Genomic DNA, 19215 nt, shown 5'->3' on the forward strand with positions numbered 1-19215 from the left:
CGCTGGCGGGCGTTTTTCAATTCAGCAAAGTAACGGGCCGATGAAACAACTATTTTTACGTTTTGAACACTGGACCACATCGATTTCGATGGGGATCGCTTGTGTGATGATGGCGCTTGCCAGCGGCTTTGGCATCCACCAGATCGTGACCCGGTTCATACTTGAATCGCCTGCTGAATGGACAGAAGTGCTCATCCGTTTTAGCCTGATCTGGATGGTGTTCTTGGGCATTCCTACGGCTTTTCGCCAAGGGGCCATGGTCAGCGTTGACATGCTTTACCGCCTGAGCGGCCAGCGCATGCGACGCGTGCTCGATACCGTGGTGGCCCTTGCGGCCCTCACACTCAGCGGCATCATTTTGTGGTGGGGCTGGGACTACGCCAATCGGGGCAGTGTCCAATCAATGATCGGACTGGAGGGCGTCTCCATGTTTTGGGCTTACTTGGCCATGCCTGTGGGCGCGATCTTCAGCATCATCGGCATCATTGGCAATTGGCTGGACCCCCAGCGTCTGGAACTGGAGAACGCGCAATGAGTGCCGCCATGCTGATCACCATGCTGCTGTGCTTTGCACTCAGTGTTTCTGTGGCCGTGTCCATTGGCCTGTCGGCCGTGGTGGGCATCCAGATTGCCAACGCCAACATGCTCATTTCCGTCAAGGAAATGTTCAACTCCATCAACAAATTCCCCTTGGCCGCCATTCCCTTCTTTATTTTGGCGGGTAACCTGATGGAAACCGGTGGCATTTCCAAGCGGCTGATTGAATTTTCCAAAAGCATTGTCGGCGGCATTCAGGGTGGCTTGCCCATGACCTGCGTGTTGACGTGCATGATTTTTGCGGCCGTCTCGGGCTCTTCGGTGGCCACCACATTTGCCATTGGTGCGATTCTGATCCCGGCTCTCATCAAACACGGCTACCCCCGTCCTTGGGCCACTGCCTTGCAAGCCACCTCGGCCGAACTGGGCGTGGTTATCCCCCCCTCCATTCCCATGATCTTGTTCGGCGTGAGCGCCGAAGTCTCCATCGGTGAAATGTTTGTGGCAGGTGTCGGGCCAGGTCTGTTGATTGGCGGCTCGCTCATGCTGTTTGTTTGGCTCTACTCCAAGTACATGGGCTGGGGCAAAAACGACGGCGATGTCCGCTTAAGCTTTGGCAAGGCCACTTGGCAGGCTGGCTGGGCCTTGCTGATGCCCGTGATCGTGCTCGGGGGCATTTACGGCGGCATCTTCACCCCCACCGAAGCGGCCGCTGTGGCAGTGCTGTATTCCTTCATGGTGGGCACACTCATTTACCGTGAAATCAGCCTCCAAGACATCTTCAACATCTTGCGCAAATCGGTCATTTCCAGCGCCGTGATCATGTTCATCATTGCCAACGCCGGCTTGTTTGCGTTCTTGATCACCCGTGCGGGCGTGCCCGCAGCGATTGGCATGTGGTTGCAAGAAGTCCTGCAGTCACCCGTCTATTTCTTGTTGGGCATCAACGCGGCCTTGTTCATCATCGGCATGTTCATCGAAACCGGTGCGGCCATCATCGTGCTGGCTCCGATTTTGGTGCCGGTGGCCATGCACTTTGGCATCGATCCGATCCACTTCGGCATGGTCATGGTGGTGAACTTGGCCTTGGGCATGATCACACCGCCCTTTGGCGTGAACCTGTTTGCAGCCTGCACGGTGGCCAAAATCTCGCTGGACAGGATCGTCAAAGACCTCATCCCCTTCATCGGCGTGATCCTGGCCTGTCTGATGCTGATCAGCTACGTGCCCGAAATATCCCTGACCTTGCGAGACTGGATTTACAACAAATAAAGTTAGAATCCACCTCTGTCAGGAGAGCGCCTGACTTGTCTTCCCTTGTGAAACAAGTCAGGCCGCCGAAGGCGCAGGCGGTTTGAAAAACTGCTGAACGCTCAGGCAAAAGGACTGACAAAACGCTTTACCCAAGGCGTTACCTCACTGGAGAGAGGTGCCGGGACATCGATCCACGGCATCCACCGAAGGAGCAACCCGCAGAGTGTTTGGCTTTTTGGCTGAATGTTCCCGGCGAATCTCTCAGGTAAAGCGGACAGCGAGGGCAAGCGCCACAGCACGTGCTGTGGTTTTTCATTGCCCTTGGAGTTTCTGTGACCGCTGCTGCCGACTTGCTCACCACCCCTTTGAACGCATTGCACATCGAGCTGGGCGCCCGCATGGTGCCTTTTGCTGGTTACAGCATGCCGGTGCAATACCCCGCTGGCCTGGTCGCCGAGCACCACCACACCCGCAACGCAGCAGGCCTCTTCGACGTTTCTCACATGGGGCAGTTGTGCCTGAGCGGGCCGGATGCCGCAGCCGCCTTTGAAAGCCTGATGCCGGTGGACGTGATCGGCTTGGGCGTTAACAAGCAGCGCTACGGCCTGCTGCTGAATGACGAAGGCGGCATCGTCGACGACCTGATGTTTGTGAACCGCGATGTGGCCAATGGTGGCGATATTTTTGTGATCGTCAACGGTGCTTGCAAACACGGCGATTTGGCCCACATCCAGCAGCGCATCGGCAGCCGCTGCACCATCACGCCGCAATTTGACCGCGCCTTGCTGGCCCTGCAAGGCCCACAAGCTGTGACCGCTTTGCAGCGCCTGTTGTCTGGCGTTGAAAAATTGGTGTTCATGACTGGCATGCCTGCCACTTGGGACGGTGCCGATTTGTACGTGACACGCAGCGGCTACACCGGCGAAGACGGTTTCGAAATTTCTGTGCCTGCCCACGCTGCCGAGGCCTTTGCACGCAGCCTTCTGACCCAGCCTGAGGTCAAGCCGATTGGCCTGGGAGCGCGCAACTCGCTTCGCCTGGAAGCCGGGCTGTGCCTGTACGGCAACGACATCGACACCAGCACCACCCCGGTCGAAGGGGGCCTGAACTGGGCCATGCAAAAGGTGCGCCGCACCGGTGGCGCCCGTGCGGGTGGCTTTCCGGGTGCCGGCAAGATCCTTTCACAGCTCGACGGCACAACCCCGGCCCAGCGTCTGCGTGTGGGTTTGGTGGGCTTGGAGCGCGTGCCGGTGCGCGAGCACGTTGAGTTGCACAACGACGACGGTCAAAAAGTGGGCGAAGTCACCAGCGGGCTGCTCGCCCCCACCGCCGATCAGCCCGTGGCGCTGGCCTATGTGCAGGCAGAATATGCAGCGTCGGGCACACGTCTGAACGCCATGGTGCGCGGCAAAGCCGTGCCCATGGAAGTCAGCGGCCTGCCCTTCGTACCCAACCGCTATTTCCGCGGTTGAAGTTAATCGGGGTCAGATCCCAATTAAATCCACACACCAACTCAAGCCAAACAATTGGGATCTGACCCCGATTAATTTCCAAACACACACCAGGAGCCCCCAGATGATCAAGTACACCGAAGACCACGAATGGTTGCAAATTGACGGCGACACCGCTGTCGTGGGCATCACGCACCACGCGCAAGATGCGCTGGGCGATGTGGTGTTTGTGGACCTGCCCGAAGTTGGCAAATCTTTTGCTGCCAAAGAGGTCGCAGGCGTGGTCGAGTCGGTCAAGGCCGCCGCCGACGTTTACATGCCCGTGGACGGTGAAATCACCGAGGTCAATGAAGAGCTGCGCGGCGACCCGTCGCTGGCCAACACCGACCCGCTGGGCAAAGGCTGGTTCTTCAAGGTCAAGCTGTCTAACCCCGCGCAGACCGATGCTTTGTTGGACGAGACGGCATACAAGACCTTCTCCGCCCAATAAGAGCTCACCGTCTGACCGCATGGATTGCCACGCTTCGCTCGCAATGACAGAGTTACGTCGCTGTCCTCGCAACGACCGAGTGCCCACGCTTAGCTCGCAATGACGGAGTTATGACCCTGCGCTCGCAATGACCGAGTGTCCACGCCGTGCTGGCAATGACTGCGTCAATTCAAGCGCTTTGACCGTCATCGCGAGGCACGAAGCGATCCATCTTCAACCCCACTGGAACTGTCATGCTGATGTCCACCCTCAAGCCCTTGGGCGAACTCGAAAACCCGTCCGAATTCATCGCCCGCCACATTGGCATCAGCGCTGCCGACGAACAGCACATGCTCAGCGTGATCGGCGAGGCATCACGCCACACCCTGATCGAGTCCATCGTGCCGCGCAGCATTGCCCGCGCCCAGGCGATGGACTTGCCAGCGCCAGTGACCGAAGCCGCCGCACTAGCCGAACTCAAAAGCATGGCGCAGCAAAACCAGTTGCTCAAGAGCTTCATCGGTCAGGGCTATTACGGCACGCACACGCCGGGTGTGATCCTGCGCAACATCCTTGAAAACCCCGCCTGGTACACCGCCTACACGCCCTACCAAGCCGAAATCAGCCAAGGCCGCATGGAAGCATTGGTGAACTTCCAGACCATGGTGACCGACCTGACGGCCATGGACATCGCCAACGCCTCCATGCTCGACGAGGCCACGGCCGCCGCCGAGGCCATGACACTGGCCATGCGTACCGTCAAAAGCAAAAGCAAAGTCTTCGTGGTCTCACGCGCCTGCCACCCACAAACCATCGAAGTGATTCAGACGCGCGCACAACCGCTGGGCATTGAGGTGCTGGTGCCGCAGAGCGCCGACGCCTTCACCGCAGCGCTGAACGCCGAACACTTTGCGGCGCTGGTGCAGTACCCCTGCAGCACTGGTTTGGTGGAAGACCTCAGTGGCTATGCCGCGCAAAGCCACGCACAATCCGCAGCCCTCATCGTGGCCGCCGACCTGCTGGCCCTCACACTGCTCAAGCCCCCGGGCGAGATGGGTGCCGACATCGTGGTGGGCACCACCCAGCGCTTGGGCATGCCTATGGGCGCAGGCGGCCCGCACGCTGCCTTCATGGCCTGCCGCGACGCCTACAAACGCTCCCTGCCAGGCCGCTTGGTGGGTGTGAGCGTGGACGTGCACGGCAAACCCGCCTACCGCCTGGCCCTGCAAACCCGCGAGCAGCACATCCGCCGCGAAAAAGCCACCAGCAACATCTGCACTGCGCAAGTGCTGCCCGCTGTGGTCGCCAGCATGTACGCCGTGTACCACGGCCCAGAGGGCTTGAAGCGCATTGCCCGCCGCGTGGCAAGCTACACCGCCGTCTTCGCGCAAGGCCTGCAGAGCCTGGGCTACAAGTTGCGCAAAGAAACCGCGTTTGACACCGTGTGGATCGCCATCGGCGAATCCTCGGCCTCGCTCATCGAACGCGCCCTGCACGCCGGCATGAACCTGCGCAAAGCTTGCGACAAGAGCGTGTCGATCTCGCTGGACGAGACCACCACTCGCGAGGACATCCAGGCTCTGTGGCAAGTGTTCGCCGCCGAATCGGCCACCCCGGGCCTGACCCTGCCCAGCTTCGATGCGTTTGAAAAAGGCGTCGAGCCCTTGATCCCGACCGAGCTGCGCCGCACCAGCGCCTTCCTCACGCACCCAGTGTTCAACCGCTACCACTCCGAGACCGGCATGCTGCGCTACATCCGCCAACTGTCTGACAAAGACCTGGCGCTGGACCGCAGCATGATCCCGCTGGGCAGCTGCACCATGAAGCTCAACGCCACCAGCGAGATGATCCCCATCACCTGGCCCGAGTTTGCAGGCGTCCACCCCTTTGCCCCGGCTGAGCAACTCAAGGGCTACCAACTGCTGGACCAGCAGCTGCGCGACTGGCTGTGCCAAGCCACCGGCTACAAAGGCATCAGCCTGCAGCCCAACGCCGGCAGCCAAGGCGAATACGCGGGTCTCTTGGTCATTCAGGCCTACCACCGCGCTCAAGGCCAGGGCCACCGCAACATCTGCCTGATCCCGTCCAGCGCGCACGGCACCAACCCCGCCAGCGCCCAAATGGTCGGCATGACCGTGGTGGTGACGAAATGCGATGAGAACGGCAACGTGGACATGGCCGACCTGCAAGCCAAGTGCGAGCAGCACAGCGCGAATCTGGCAGCGGTCATGATCACCTACCCCAGCACGCACGGCGTGTTCGAAACGCAGGTCAAGCAGCTCTGCGAGCTGGTGCACCAACACGGCGGCCGAGTCTACGTAGACGGCGCGAACATGAACGCCCTGGTGGGTGTGGCCGCTCCCGGAGAGTTTGGCGGCGACGTGAGCCACCTGAACCTGCACAAGACCTTCTGCATCCCGCACGGCGGTGGAGGCCCGGGCGTTGGCCCGGTGTGCGTGGTGGAAGACTTGGTGCCTTATTTGCCCGGTCATGCCACAGGCGGCGTGCCGGTCAATGGTGTGGGCGCTGTCAGTGCTGCGCCTTTGGGCAACGCTGCAGTCTTGCCCATCAGCTGGATGTACTGCCGCATGATGGGCGCTGAGGGCCTCAAACACGCGACCGAATCGGCGATTTTGGCGGCCAACTACATCAGCAAGCGTCTAGCCCCCCACTACCCCACGCTGTACGCCGGTGACAACGGGCATGTGGCCCACGAGTGCATCCTGGACCTGCGCCACTTCAAGGAAAGCTGCGGCGTCATGGCCGAAGACGTGGCCAAGCGATTGATGGACTATGGCTTTCATGCGCCCACGCTGAGCTTCCCTGTGACCAACACCTTGATGGTCGAGCCCACCGAAAGCGAAACACTTGAAGAGATCGACCGCTTCATCGACGCCATGATCGCCATCCGCGAGGAAATCCGCCAAGTTGAAGTCGGCACCTGGCCACAAGACAACAACCCGCTGAAACACGCACCGCACACCGCAGACAGCCTGCTGGGCGGCGACTGGAACCGCCCCTACAGCCGCGAAGTCGGCGCGGCGCAAGGCCAGCGGGTGCCGGGCAGCGTGAAGTACTGGCCACAAGTGGGCCGGGTCGACAACGTATACGGTGACCGCAACCTGTTTTGCAGCTGCATCCCGCTGAGCGATTACGCCTGATCTGAGCCTTTCGCGGTCAGAGACCGCTCCTACAGTGGGCGTTTCGCCTTGGCGTGCGCTGACTGGTAGGAGCGGTCTCCGACCGCGATGAATTGGTCACCCAAACATTCAACACCAAGAACAAAACTTAAGAACCAACACCCGCATCGGGAGAGACTGTCACCGCAGACAGCGCCGAAGGAGCAACCACCCCGGAAACTCTCAGGCCAAAGGACCGATGCAGGTCGACACATCCGTGTCAAAAACTCTGAAGAGCGAGCCGGGTTCGTCACCAGGCTCCACCGCAGGAGCAAGCCTCATCCGAGGTGAATCTCTCAGGTTTCAAACAGAGGGGGTCATGTTGCGCACAACCGGTGCGCAGCGTGTCCACTTGTTTGAGACGTTTGAAGAGAGAACTCCTTATGAAAAAGCACATGGTCATCATTGGTGGCGGCATCACCGGCGTCACATCCGCCTACGCTTTGGCCCAACAGGGCATTCAGGTCACCCTGATTGAGAAAAACCGCTACCCCGGCATGGAAACGTCCTATGCCAACGGGGGTCAGTTGTCCGCCTCCAATGCCGAGGTTTGGACACACCCCTCCACCATCGTCAAGGGCCTCAAGTGGATGCTTCAGAGCGACGCGCCACTGCTCATGAACCCCGCCCCCACCTGGCACAAACTCAGCTGGATGGCCGAGTTCGTGGCCGCCATTCCCCGCTACAAAGACAACACCATCACCACGACCCGGCTGGCCATTGAGTCGCGCGAGCACCACTTTGCCTGGGCCCAAGCCGAAGGCATTGAGTTTGACCACAAGCGCGAAGGCATCTTGCACATCTACCGCGACAAAAAAGGCTTTGACCACGCGGGCGAAGTCTCCAAGCTGCTGGCCCAAGGCGGCTTGCCACGCCGAGCCGTGACGCCCGACGAAATGAAGGCCATCGAGCCCACGCTGCAAGGCCAGTATTACGGTGGCTATTTCACCGAAAGTGACTCGACAGGCGACATCCACAAGTTCACCTTCGGCTTAGCCAAGGCCTGTGAACGTCTGGGTGTGATGCTCCTGACCGAGCACCAGGTCCTGAATGTCGCATCCAACGGCCAAACTGCCACGGTGCAGGTGCAACACCAAGGTCTGACTGAAACCCTGACTTTTGACGGCATCGTGATCTGCGCGGGCGTGCATGGCCGGGGCCTGGCCGCGCAGCTCGGCGACCGCTTGAACATTTACCCCGTCAAAGGCTATTCGATCACCGTGGGCTTGAACGACGAAGCCAGCCAAGCCGCCGCGCCGCAGGTCAGCCTGCTCGACGATGAGACCAAGCTGGTCACCAGCCGCTTGGGCGCAGACCGCTTCCGCGTGGCGGGCACGGCCGAGTTCAACGGCATTGACCTCAACATCCGCGCCGACCGCATCAAGCCGCTGGTCAACTGGGTCAACCAGTGCTTTCCCGGTGTGGACACACGCCGCGTCGAGCCTTGGGCGGGCCTGCGCCCGATGATGCCCAACATGCTGCCGCGCGTGGGTGCCGGCAAAAAGGCCAACGTGTTCTACAACACCGGCCACGGCCACCTGGGCTGGACGCTGAGCGCCATCACAGCGCACCAACTGGCAGGGCATGTCATGGCCGCTATGCAGGACAATGTGCGCTCCTTCATGACCCCTGCCACCGCCTGACCATGACCCTTCACGTCCTGCCCGTTGACTACCAAAACCCCAAGCACCGCCAAGCCTTGGTGATGCTTTTGGACGCTTATGCCCAAGACCCGATGGGCGGGAGCGAGCCATTGGCGCAGGATGTGAAAGCGCGCTTGTGCGATGACCTGGCCGCTCGCACCGATGCGGCCAGCTTCATCGCCTGGTTGGACGATGCGCCGGTGGGTTTGGTCAACTGCATCGAGGGCTATTCGACCTTCAAGGCGCAGCCCTTGATGAACATCCACGACATCGCCGTGCTGCCGGGCCACCGGGGCGCGGGGGTGGGTCAGGCTTTGCTGGCGGCGGCCGAGCAACACGCCAAAGATCGCGGCTGCTGCAAGCTGACCTTGGAAGTGCTGACGGGCAACACGCGGGCTTTGAAAAGTTACTTGGGCTTTGGCTTTGAGCCCTACGCGCTCGACCCCGCCGCGGGCCAGGCGAGCTTCATGCAGAAGTGGCTTTAGCCAGCTGCCACTGCTCTTTGAGCCAGCGCTTGAGCTCGGCATCGTTTTGAATCCGGCGCAAATCGGTCGCCAAGCTCTCGGCGCAGTAACGTTGGTCGGCCTGGATGCGCTGCAGTGACTGGGTCAGCAAGCCTTCATCGGCATCGGCGCGCACCGACACACACAACTCTTGGCTCAAGCGGCTTTGCAACGCCTCCAGATCGTCCTGCAGCGCCGAAACCTGTTCCTTGAGCAATACCGACAAGGCGATCAACTTGTCGTCGGCCATGCGTGCCGCGCCTGCCTTGTTTTGGGATGCACCTTGCGTCAACTGCATTTGCAGGCGCAGCAAAGTGGTCAGGTCGTTTTTTTCATAAGCGGCGTTGACCTCGCTCATCAAGCCGGTTTTGCGCACACGCTCTTGTTCATCAGGCTCACGGTCGGGATGCAAGGCGCTGGCAAGTTGCCGAAAGAGGGTTCGGATGGCACTTTTGGCATCCAACTCGCGCATCAACGCCGCAGGCACTTCGCCTTTCTCGGCGGCAGCGCTTTTCTTTTGGGCCTGTTTTTGCGCTTTTCGGGCTGCACGCTTGGCAGCCTTGCGCTCTTCATCGGCTTGCTGCTGGCGTTGCCACTGACGCATGCCCGCAGCCATCATTTCTTCGGGCGTCTGGTACTGGCTGGGTTTTTCCAAGGGTTGGCCCAAGGCTTCTTCGATGCGCTCGCGCAAGCGCTGCGCCGCCTCGGCCTGCTCTTGGGCAGCTTCTTCGGTGTCCTCTTCGCTCACGTACAAATCGGCCAGAGCCTGCACTTGCGGGTCGGCGCTCGCGACCAATTGGTCGATCAAGCCGCGCACCAGTCCCCGCGCCATGCGTTGCTGGCGGTCAGTGAAGTCTGCTGTTTGTAGGCGCTCGTGCACAAAGAGCAGCAGACTTTTGCGGTGCGCCTGCGCCAACTGAACCGACTCGCGCAAGGCCTGAATGTGCGCATAACGGTGGCGGTCAGACCACGCCTGCAGTCGCTGGAGTTGCCCCGATAGCCGCTCAATCTGGGCCAGCAAGTCGTTGAAGCGCTGCTGTGCGGCGGTCAGCGGCGCCTGCTCGCTGGACTGCACCATCAAGGAAGAAAGTGATGGCGCAGCGTTGGAGGGTGTTTGGGGCAAGTGGGTCATCTCAAGCAATGGGATCGGGCGGTCGCTGACAAGGCAGCTGGATGTTAACGCCCTGAAAGCCAGTTCCTGGGGGCGAGTACGCCCATCCATACAGGCGGACAAGCCTGAGCCCGTTGATAATCCACCCCACCCTTTCGAAACCCAACTGCCTGATGCCCAGTCCGACCCCGTTCAAAGTTTTGAGCCTCATCCCGCCGATGACGCAACTGAACACCCCCTACCCGTCCACGGCCTACCTGACGGGTTTTTTGCGTTCGCGGGGTTTCGAAGCGGTGCAAGAAGATTTGGCTTTGGCCACCGTGCTGGCTTTGCTGAACAAAAAAGGGCTGACCGATTTGCGCGACGCGGCGCTGGCTTTGCCGGTCGAAGACCGCTCGGGCCCGGTGAACTTTTTCCTCGACCACTTCAACGACTACGCCGTCAGCATCGACCCGGTGATTGCCTTTTTGCAGGGCCGCGACAGCACGCTCAGCCACCGCATCGCCGGCCGAGGCTTTTTGCCCGAAGGCCCTCGTTTTGCGGCGCTCGACGCGTATGACGACGATGGCACGGGCGACCCGATTGGCTGGGCTTTTGGCGCCCTGGGCCAAACCGACCGCGCCCGTCACCTGGCCACGCTGTACCTGAACGACCTGGCCGATGTGCTGCGCGACGCCGTAGACGAAGGCTTTGAATTTGTGCGCTATGCCGAACGCCTGGCTGCGAGCCAGCCCAGCTTTGACGCGCTGGCCGAAGCTCTGGCTGAGCCTCCCAACCTGATCGACACCACGCTGGAGCGCCTGACGCTTCAGGCCATCGTTCGGCACCAGCCCACGCTGGTGTTGCTGTCGGTGCCCTTCCCCGGCTCGGTCTATGCGGCTTTTCGCATCGCCCAATGCATCAAACGCTCACACCCGCAGATCCGCATTGGCCTGGGCGGCGGCTTTGTGAACACCGAGCTGCGTGAGCTCAAAGACGCGCGAGTTTTCGACCATGTCGATTTCGTCACGCTGGACGGTGGCGAGCGCCCGCTGCTCAGCCTGATCGAACACCTGCAAGGCCAGCGCAGCATGCAGCGCCTTCAGCGCACCTTTGTGCGCAACGACGCAGGTCAGGTGCAGTACATCAACTTGACTGAGCCCGACATCCCCTTTGAAGAGGTGGGCACGGCCACTTGGGATGGTTTGCCGCTGCATAAGTACCTGTCGCTGCTCGACATGCTCAACCCGATGAACCGGCTGTGGAGTGACGGGCGCTGGAACAAACTCACCGTGGCGCACGGCTGCTACTGGAAAAAGTGCAGTTTTTGCGACGTGAGCCTGGACTACATCAGCCGCTACGAAACCGCACAGGCCAGCACGCTGGTGGACCGCATCGAGCAAATCGTGGCCGAGACGGGGCAAACCGGTTTTCACTTTGTAGACGAAGCCGCGCCACCCAAAGCCCTGAAAGCCTTGGCCGAGGAGCTGCTGCGCCGGGGCGTGCAGATCTCATGGTGGGGCAACATCCGCTTTGAGAAAACCTTCACGCCCGAGCTGTGCGAACTGCTGGCCCAAAGCGGTTGCATCGCCATGTCGGGCGGGCTGGAGGTCGCTTCTGACCGCTTGCTCAACCTGATGAAAAAAGGCGTCTCGGTCGAGCAGGTGGCGCAAGTCACCAAAGGTTTTGCCGACGCGGGCGTGCTGGTGCACGCCTACCTGATGTACGGCTTTCCCACACAAACTGTGCAAGACACGGTGGACGCGCTCGAATACGTGCGCCAGCTGTTTGAAAACGGCTGCATCCACAGCGGCTTTTTTCACCGCTTTGTCTGCACCGTGCATTCGCCCGTGGGACAAAACCCCGAGACTTACGGCGTGACGCTGCTGCCCCTGCCCGAAGGCACTTTTGCCAAAAACGATGTGGGATTTGTCGACCCGACCCCCATGCCCCCAGGTGTGGACCACGACCTCTTGGGCCAGGGCCTCAAAAAAGCCATCTACAACTTCATGCACGGCGTAGGGGTCGAGAACGATGTGCGCCAGTGGTTTGAGCTGCCCAAAGGCCAATGCCCCAAAACCACCGTGCCGCGCCACAAGATTGCCAAAGCGCTGGGCTAGGCCCGATGCCTAAATAACAGGCATCGCGTGCCAAGCCTTCAGGCATGCGGCTCTCAGGGCTTGTTCATGGGCTTATCCACAGATTGGCGCACAGCTCATGGGGGTAAACCCCAGCAGGCTGTGGCAACGCCCTGAAAATTTCAGCGGCTGGCCGCCATCATGGCTGCAAAGCCCACGAACACACCACCGGTGATGCGGTTGAAGTTTTTCAGCACATGGGCTTGCTGCAAAAAGCGCGACAGCTTGTGACCGCTCACGGCGTAAATCAGGTACCAGCCGACCTCAATGACGGTGAAGGTGATCAACAACACCGCAAACTGCAGGCCCGCTGGCCGATCGGCCTGAATGAACTGTGGGAAAAACGCCGTCGCAAACACAATGGCCTTGGGGTTACTGGCCGCCACCGCCAGTCCCTGCCGGTAATGAGAGCCAGCGCTGCGCTGCGCCATCTCGGGCAAAACAGCATGGACAGGCACGTCATCCTTGGGCACCCCGGCACGCCAAAGGTTGTAGCCCAGATAGGCCAGATAGGCCGCACCCAGGTAACGCAGCGCATCAAAAACCGCTGGAAAACTGTGCAGCAAAGCGCCCACACCTGCTGCTGAAATGCTGACCATGCCGATCAGGGCCGTCATGCAGCCCGCCATGGTCCAGATGGCCGAGCGCAGACCAAAACGCGCACCGTGGCTCATGACCAAAAGCATGTTGGGACCCGGGGTGGCTGACACCACAAATGTCATGAGCACAAAAAGCCACCACGTTTGCAAACCCATTGAGCGCCTCGAAATCAACCGTTTAAAAATGAAACCGATTGTGCCTTGCACTTCAGAGCATCCCGTACGGGCTGTTCATCAAGCGAGGGGGATAAGTCGTCATTTCATTTAATGTAATATTTGGTATTCATTTAAATGCCATGCAACACACATCTCTCGACTCTACGGATGCCACGCTGCATTCGACAGAACTCAATTTTTGGCGTCCATGGTGGCGTCAACCCATGAACAACGAGCGCGAATGGTTGTTCTTTTCGTTTTTGCTGATCCTCATGATTGGCTATGCCGCATTTGCTTTGGTGTCATGGGGTCTGCAATTCCATGCCGGATTGCTGGCCAACGTGCTGGGCATATTGGCCATGGCCGTGCTGGGCGGGTTGCGAATTGCAGGCGTGCGGCTCAGCCGCCTGATCACCGCCTTGCAAGTGCTGACACTGACACAAGCCTTTGCCATCACCTGGCTGACCGGAGGCATTTATTCGGCCACCATCAGCTGGTTGGCGCTGGCCCCTTTGCCCGCCATTTTGGCCCCCAAGCCACGTGCGCGCGTGGCCGGCTTAGCAGCGGGCTGGTTGCTGATTTTGGGGTTGTATGTGTACGCCCTGCTGGGCGGAGAGATCGCCTTGCAAATCATGCCGCAGGACCTGCTCCATTGGCATTTGATGATGGCCGTGGTGATTTTTGGCATGCAGGTGGCCTTGTTGTTTCGCTTGAACCATGTGCGCAACGAACGCATGCAACGCACCCAGCAACAAAGACGTCAATTGCGCCAACTCACCAAGAATCTGCAGAACACTCAGCAACAAAAAGACCTGTTCGTGGCATCGGTCAGCCACGAGTTACGCACGCCGATGAACGCCATCTTGGGTCTGGCAGACCTGATCCAGCATGACAAAAAACTGGACGCTGAGGTGCGCGCCAAAATGGAGGACATCCAGAAATCGGGTGAGCACCTGCTGACCATCATCAACGACTTGCTGGACCACGCCCAGATGGAGGCTGGTCGGCTTCAGGTCGTGAAAGAGCTCTTCAACCTGCACGACACCTTGAGCACAGCCTTTCAGTTGCTCCAACGACGCGCTGAAACCAAACCGCTGAAATACACCTTGCATGTGGACCCCAACGTGCCCACATGGGTCCAAGGCGACAGCCACCGGCTGACCCAAATTCTGGTCAACTTGCTGGGCAATGCCATCAAGTTCACTGCGCAAGGCGAGATCGAGTTGCACTGCAGTGCCCAGGCCATGCCGGACGATGCCCAGGGCCGCGTGCAAGTGCGCTTGGCCGTGCGCGACACGGGCATGGGCATTGCCCCGGACCTTCAGCACCGGGTGTTTCAAAGCTTCTCGCAGGTCGACAACAGCATTGCCCGGCGATTTGGGGGCAACGGCCTGGGTTTGTCGATCACCAAAGGCCTGGTCGAAGCCATGGGCGGCACCATCGGCCTGCACAGTGAGCTGAGCGTGGGCACCACCTTCTATGTGCTGCTGCCTTGCCCTTTGTGCCCACCTCCCGCACACACCCAGACCGCGCCTGAGGAAGAAAGCAACAGCGATAAGGTGGTGCGCATCCTGATTGCCGACGACAACCCGCTAAACCGCCAAATTGCGTCTTTGCAACTGCGCCGCCACCTGCCGCAAGCGCAGGTCACCGAAGTGGAAGACGGTCTCAAAGCCTTTGAAGCGGTGCGCGATGGTGATGGATTCGATGTGATTTTGATGGACCTGCTGATGCCCGAGATGGATGGTCAAACCGCCACTCGGAAAATCCGCACCGAATTGCCCGAACCCCAGCGCTCGACGCCCATCATCGCCCTCACAGCCAACGGCGACAAAGACGAACTGGCGCGGAGCTTGGCGTGCGGCATGAACGAGAGCATTCTCAAACCTTTCAACCGCAGTTTGCTGGTCAAGCGCGTCCTGTCCTATGTCGCGTGACACCCTGCTCAGACCGGTTGGGGCTAAAGGGCAGCGCACTGCTGGACGATTGGCGTGCCTCTGTGGCTTGCTGCTGGCCCTGGCTCTGCCAGCCCGGGCCGAAGACTTTGAATTACCCCACATGTGCAGCGTGGACACCACACAGACGCCAAGCAGACCGTCGGGCCCCTCATCTGACCCCGCAGACTGCTACGAATTCGGCGCTTCGGTGGGCGAACTGGGCTGGAATTGGCGCAAAAAACTACCCAGCCATGTGCACTGGGTCATGCGCAAAGACGCGGCCACCTTGTGCGGTCAAGCACAAACGCAATACGGTCAAAAAGTGGACAGCCCCGTGCCCAGTGGCTGCGTGTTCCTGGCCCCTGCGGCCTGCACCATCGTGACCGAAGGCCCCATCTCACCCGCATCGATTGGCAACGCCGTACGCGATTGTGTGCCCTGACCCAACGCTTGGCCTGATGGGCTCACCAAGGAATGTTGTGCCCTTGGTGGTCCACAAACTGGGCCCGCCCTGTAGGCTGCAGGGCGTCGAGCACCGCCAGCAACCGCTGCGCAGAATCTTCAGGGCGCATTGCATCGCTGCCCACAAAGGGCTGGCTGAGCACCGACTGCACCGTGCCCGGCTGCAAGGCGGCCACCACCGCCAAAGGTCGTCTGCGAGCCAATTCAATCGCCGCCGTTTGCAGCAGCATGTTCAGCGCAGCCTTGGCAGCCCGGTAGCCGTACCAGCCGCCTTTGCGGTTGTCTTCAATACTGCCCACCCGTGCCGACAACTTGCCCCAAATGACGCGCTGACCCGTTGCCAACAAGGGCGCAAAATGTTTGAGCAAAAGGCCCGGCCCCACACTGTTGAGGTGCAGCGCTGCCAGCAAATGCGATGCATCCAGTTCGTCCAGGCGTTTTTCAGGACCGCGCCCGTCCACCGTGAGTGCCCCCGTGGCGTCCAGAACCAGATGAAACGGCCCCTGTGCAGCGAGCGCCTGCGCACAGTTGGCGATGCTGGCTTCGTCCAACAAATCCAGCCCCGGCTCGCTTTGGCGTGAAACCCCCAGCGCCAAGGCACAACGCGGGTCGCTTTGCAACTGCTGCATCAAGGCACGGCCAATGGCGCCACTGGCGCCCACCACCAAAGCGCGGTAACCGTCGGGCAGGGAGTGCATCATGGCCGGGCCTTGCTGGGGTTGGCGCTTGGCGGTTGAAGGTTGTACGCACAGCGAAAGCCGATGTAGACCGCGTAAAAGTCAGCCGGTTTGTAGGCCTGCACATCCGCCTTCATGTTGAACGCGCCGTACCACCAGGAGCCCCCCACCGTTCGCCTCTGGTTGCCCTGGGCATCGATGGTCCACTCCCACACGTTGGCCCCCATGTCGTACAAGCCATTCACGCCTTGTCGCGTCGCCCCGGCGGGCGCGGCCCGCGGCCAAGGGTCTGGGTCACTGGTGTTGGCGCCTTGTGGGCTGTCGCCCGTGGTCCAGGAGTAGGTGCGGCCCTTGACCCAAGGTGCAGGCGGCGCATTGCGCAGCTCGGTGAAGCCCGCTTTTTGCCATTCGGCCCCGGTGGGCAATCGCCCCCCGGCCCAGCGGCAGTAAGCCTGCGCCTCGGCAAAGTCCAGATGCACGGCGGGCAAATCAGCGCTGACAGGAGCCACGCCGTCGGGCTTGCGCCAAGACCAGCCGGGGCGGCGCTCCCAGCCTGCGCCGTATTCAAAACCACCGCTCTCTTTTTCAGCGCGGGTCACGGTGCCGGTGGCCCGTACATAGCGCTCAAACTGGCCGATGGTGACTTCGGTTCGGTCGATGGCCCAGTCGCCCAAAGCCACCCTGTCAGACACTTTTTCAGTCGAAGTTGGGCCCGTTTGGGCTTGCGCCACAGCCCAGCCCAGCGTGGCCAAGCTGACCAGCAGCTGCGCAGAAACACCTGACCGCTTCATCACACCTTCTCCTCACCCACCCAGCGCCGCACCCACTTTTGCAGGCGCGGGCGAAGCGGCAAAAACAAACGGTAAGCCCCCTCAAACACCCATGACATGGGCGGCCAGGCCGACAACCAACCCAGCCATCGCCAGCCCGGAAACAGACGCCACATCTGAGAAAACGCCGCCGCGCCGCTGAACAAGCGGCCCTGCGCGTCTCGAACATGGAAACGCGCCATGGCCTGCGCACAACTGAGCGAACCCAACTCGGCCCCGGAGCTCACATCCACCCAGTCCACACTGGCCGCTTGGGGCAAGCGGCGATAAATCGCTATTTCGCGCCGACACAAGGGGCATGAGCCGTCAAAGTAAACCGTCAAGTGGTGGAGTGTGCTCATCCGGCCAAGTCCCCTCGGGCCAACAAACGGCCCTGCCGGTCCACCAAAAAGCCTTCACCCAAGCCCGGGTAGGCCCCGGTCAATCCGGTCATGATGACCTGGTGAGTCACCCATACCTCGGTGCGCCCGGCAGGCAGCGCTTGCAAGCGCTCGCGCAAAGCCAGTTGTTGAGCCGTCGCATCGCCCTGCCCAGCAAAGGTGCTGTTGAGCGCGGGCCAATCCTCGTAAGCGCCAAAAGCCAACCGCGCCGTGTCTTGGCAGCGGCACCACTGGCTGCTGCGCACGGCGTCGGGTTTGAAACTCTGCGCTTGCAGCCAAGCGCCCAATTGCCGCGAGGCTTGCCGCCCCGCCTCGCTCAGATTGCGCTGTGTGCGGCACTGGCCGATCACAAAACCCGGCGGATCGCCTACCCCCGATTCGGTGGCTGCGTGGCGGATCAGCAGCACACCGCCGCTTTGACGCCAAACGGCCAAAAACTGCGCCCGTGTCGCAGTCTGTGAAGATTGCGCGTGCGCCAAGCCAGGCACACAAGTCAGCCAGGGCGCGACCAGGGTCGCCCCCAAACGGGCCAAGGCCGAGCGGCGCGGCGCACTCGCTGGGGCTGGCGAAGTGTGTTTCATACGCACGTCTCAGGAGACTTCGCCCGAAGCAATGCGTCGCAGCGCCTGCTCAAAGACCTCGACCGGCTGACCGCCCGAGATCAAATGCTTGTCGTTGATGATGACCGCAGGCACCGACCGGATGCCCGCCTGTGTGTAGAACTGCTGGCGTTCGCGCACTTCGGCCGCGTGCTCATCGCTTTGCAGCACCGCACGGGCGCCCACCACATCCAGCCCGGCTGCCGCCACGCCCGCTAGCAAAACCTCGGGGTCTTCCACGCACTCGGCGCGGCCTTGATAGGCTTCCAAGAAGGCTTTTTTCAGGGCATGTTGGGCCCCCGCGCCTTGGGCCTGTGCCCAGTGCAGCAAGCGGTGCGCATTGAAGGTGTTGTAAACCCGGCCGCGGCCGCCCGGGTGAAATTCAAAACCCACCTCGGCCCCGCGCGCGGCAATGGTCTGGCGAATTTGCGCCTGCTGCTCGGGCGTCGAGCCATATTTTTCGGTCAGGTGCTCGCCCAAGTCTTGGCCCCCGGGGCCCATGTGCGGATTCAACTCAAAGGGCTGAAAGTGCAGGTCGGCCTGCACCACGCCGTTCAGGCGCTCCAGGGCTTTTTCCAAAGCGCCCAGGCCCACGGCACACCAAGGGCAGGCAATGTCAGAGACAAAATCGATTTTCAAAGCGGTCATGTTCGGCTTTCAAGGAGGCATTCAAAGCGATGGGGCTGATAGACCCAAGCGAGATGGTCAAAACCGTCGCGTTCAACCTACGGGCCAATCGACAACGGTGATATGGACAGGATATTGCCGCAAATCACCGACAATCGCAGATCCGGCACCCAATGCCCATGATCCATCGAGCGATAGAGACCCCCCATGAACATCCTAGTCTTGCACGGCATCAACCTGAACATGTTCGGCAAACGCGACCCGGCCCAGTACGGCACAACCACGCTGGACGAGATCAACACCCAATTGAGCGCTCTGGGCCAAACCCTGGGTGCACAAGTCGAGTGCTTTCAGACGAACTTCGAAGGTGAAATGGCCGAACGCATTCACCGCGCCCACGGCGAAGGCGTGCAGGCGGTGGTCATCAACGCAGGGGCCTGGACGCACTACAGCTACGGCATCCGCGACGCGCTGGCGATCCTCAAGTGCCCCATCATTGAAGTGCACATGTCCAACATCCACGCCCGTGAAGCCTTTCGCCACCACTCGGTGATCGCTGACATCGCCAAAGGCCAGATTGCCGGTTTTGGGGTAGACAGCTACCTGCTGGGCCTGCGCGCTGCGGTCTCGGCGGCACAAGCCTGAACCTCAGGTTGACAGCGCCTAGCATGCGCTAGTCCGTGA

Annotated in this window: 18 protein-coding genes and 4 riboswitches; of the genes, 11 read left to right on the plus strand and 7 right to left on the minus strand. The window is 60.8% G+C overall.

Annotated elements, in window-relative coordinates; genetic code table 11:
- The first annotated feature begins 40 nt into the window (after positions 1–40).
- The 7 genes from B9Z50_RS07550 to B9Z50_RS07580 all read left to right on the plus strand — a co-directional run bounded on the left by B9Z50_RS07550 (position 41) and on the right by B9Z50_RS07580 (position 9018).
- Positions 41–535: a TRAP transporter small permease gene (locus B9Z50_RS07550; protein WP_108363032.1), complete on the plus strand. Its 495-nt coding sequence runs from the start codon at positions 41–43 to the stop codon at positions 533–535.
- Positions 532–1809 (plus strand): TRAP transporter large permease, encoded by a 1278-nt coding sequence (locus B9Z50_RS07555; RefSeq protein ID WP_108363033.1) that lies wholly within the window; start codon positions 532–534, stop codon positions 1807–1809. Before B9Z50_RS07550 ends, B9Z50_RS07555 begins: the two co-directional genes overlap by 4 nt.
- Before the next feature lie 9 nt (positions 1810–1818).
- Positions 1819–1936, plus strand: a riboswitch (glycine riboswitch).
- Between the two features lie 10 nt (positions 1937–1946).
- Positions 1947–2079, plus strand: a riboswitch (glycine riboswitch).
- Between the two features lie 44 nt (positions 2080–2123).
- Entirely contained in the window at positions 2124–3263 is a 1140-nt protein-coding gene (gene gcvT, locus B9Z50_RS07560) for a glycine cleavage system aminomethyltransferase GcvT (protein ID WP_108363034.1), read from the plus strand.
- Between the two features lie 103 nt (positions 3264–3366).
- Positions 3367–3732, plus strand: coding sequence for a glycine cleavage system protein GcvH (gene gcvH, locus B9Z50_RS07565; RefSeq protein WP_108363035.1), 366 nt, complete (start codon positions 3367–3369; stop codon positions 3730–3732).
- A gap of 233 nt (positions 3733–3965) precedes the next feature.
- Complete coding sequence (gene gcvP, locus B9Z50_RS07570; RefSeq protein ID WP_108363036.1) at positions 3966–6872, plus strand: aminomethyl-transferring glycine dehydrogenase; 2907 nt, start codon at positions 3966–3968, stop codon at positions 6870–6872.
- 137 nt (positions 6873–7009) lie between these two features.
- A riboswitch (glycine riboswitch) is annotated at positions 7010–7099 on the plus strand.
- A gap of 10 nt (positions 7100–7109) precedes the next feature.
- Positions 7110–7211, plus strand: a riboswitch (glycine riboswitch).
- A 62-nt stretch (positions 7212–7273) separates the two neighbouring features.
- Positions 7274–8533, plus strand: coding sequence for a D-amino acid dehydrogenase (locus tag B9Z50_RS07575; protein ID WP_108363037.1), 1260 nt, complete (start codon positions 7274–7276; stop codon positions 8531–8533).
- A gap of 2 nt (positions 8534–8535) precedes the next feature.
- Positions 8536–9018, plus strand: coding sequence for a GNAT family N-acetyltransferase (locus B9Z50_RS07580; protein WP_108363038.1), 483 nt, complete (start codon positions 8536–8538; stop codon positions 9016–9018).
- Here the strand turns inward: B9Z50_RS07580 and B9Z50_RS07585 are convergent.
- Positions 8999–10168, minus strand: a complete 1170-nt coding sequence (locus B9Z50_RS07585) for a J domain-containing protein (RefSeq protein ID WP_108363039.1) — start codon at positions 10166–10168, stop codon at positions 8999–9001. The two genes, B9Z50_RS07580 and B9Z50_RS07585, sit on opposite strands and share 20 nt — an antisense overlap.
- Positions 10169–10320: 152 nt before the next feature.
- On the opposite strand from B9Z50_RS07585, the gene B9Z50_RS07590 reads away from it, so the two are divergent.
- Positions 10321–12246: a radical SAM protein gene (locus tag B9Z50_RS07590; RefSeq protein ID WP_108363040.1), complete on the plus strand. Its 1926-nt coding sequence runs from the start codon at positions 10321–10323 to the stop codon at positions 12244–12246.
- 140 nt (positions 12247–12386) lie between these two features.
- On the opposite strand, the gene B9Z50_RS07595 is transcribed toward B9Z50_RS07590, so the two are convergent.
- Positions 12387–13019, minus strand: coding sequence for a LysE family translocator (locus tag B9Z50_RS07595; RefSeq protein WP_108363041.1), 633 nt, complete (start codon positions 13017–13019; stop codon positions 12387–12389).
- Positions 13020–13159: 140 nt separating this feature from the next.
- On the opposite strand from B9Z50_RS07595, the gene B9Z50_RS07600 reads away from it, so the two are divergent.
- The gene (locus B9Z50_RS07600) at positions 13160–14956 is read left to right on the plus strand and encodes an ATP-binding protein (RefSeq protein WP_108363042.1); all 1797 of its coding nucleotides are present in this window, start codon (positions 13160–13162) and stop codon (positions 14954–14956) included.
- Positions 14957–15086: 130 nt separating this feature from the next.
- Complete coding sequence (locus B9Z50_RS07605; RefSeq protein WP_146183179.1) at positions 15087–15398, plus strand: hypothetical protein; 312 nt, start codon at positions 15087–15089, stop codon at positions 15396–15398.
- 22 nt (positions 15399–15420) lie between these two features.
- Here B9Z50_RS07605 and B9Z50_RS07610 read toward each other — a convergent pair whose 3' ends face one another.
- Genes B9Z50_RS07610 through B9Z50_RS07630 form a run of 5 tightly spaced genes read right to left on the minus strand, consistent with a single transcriptional unit; the run spans position 15421 to position 18552 of the window.
- The gene (locus tag B9Z50_RS07610; protein WP_370463060.1) at positions 15421–16119 is read right to left on the minus strand and encodes an SDR family NAD(P)-dependent oxidoreductase; all 699 of its coding nucleotides are present in this window, start codon (positions 16117–16119) and stop codon (positions 15421–15423) included.
- Positions 16116–16886, minus strand: a complete 771-nt coding sequence (locus B9Z50_RS07615) for a formylglycine-generating enzyme family protein (RefSeq protein WP_108363044.1) — start codon at positions 16884–16886, stop codon at positions 16116–16118. The genes B9Z50_RS07610 and B9Z50_RS07615 overlap by 4 nt, the downstream gene beginning before the upstream one ends.
- On the minus strand, positions 16886–17266 hold the full coding sequence (locus B9Z50_RS07620; protein WP_108363045.1) for a thiol-disulfide oxidoreductase DCC family protein: 381 nt from the start codon (positions 17264–17266) through the stop codon (positions 16886–16888). Before B9Z50_RS07620 ends, B9Z50_RS07615 begins: the two co-directional genes overlap by 1 nt.
- Positions 17263–17886, minus strand: a complete 624-nt coding sequence (locus B9Z50_RS07625; protein WP_108363046.1) for a histidine phosphatase family protein — start codon at positions 17884–17886, stop codon at positions 17263–17265. Before B9Z50_RS07625 ends, B9Z50_RS07620 begins: the two co-directional genes overlap by 4 nt.
- A gap of 9 nt (positions 17887–17895) precedes the next feature.
- Positions 17896–18552, minus strand: a complete 657-nt coding sequence (locus B9Z50_RS07630; RefSeq protein WP_108363047.1) for a DsbA family oxidoreductase — start codon at positions 18550–18552, stop codon at positions 17896–17898.
- Between the two features lie 186 nt (positions 18553–18738).
- Here B9Z50_RS07630 and aroQ point away from each other — a divergent pair, with 186 nt between their 5' ends.
- A complete protein-coding gene (aroQ, locus tag B9Z50_RS07635) occupies positions 18739–19176 on the plus strand; it encodes a type II 3-dehydroquinate dehydratase (RefSeq protein WP_108363048.1) in 438 nt (145 codons plus the stop codon).
- Positions 19177–19215 lie beyond the last annotated feature (39 nt).

The sequence above is a fragment of the Limnohabitans sp. Bal53 genome, assembly GCF_003063355.1.
Taxonomy (GTDB): Bacteria; Pseudomonadota; Gammaproteobacteria; order Burkholderiales; family Burkholderiaceae_C; genus Limnohabitans_A.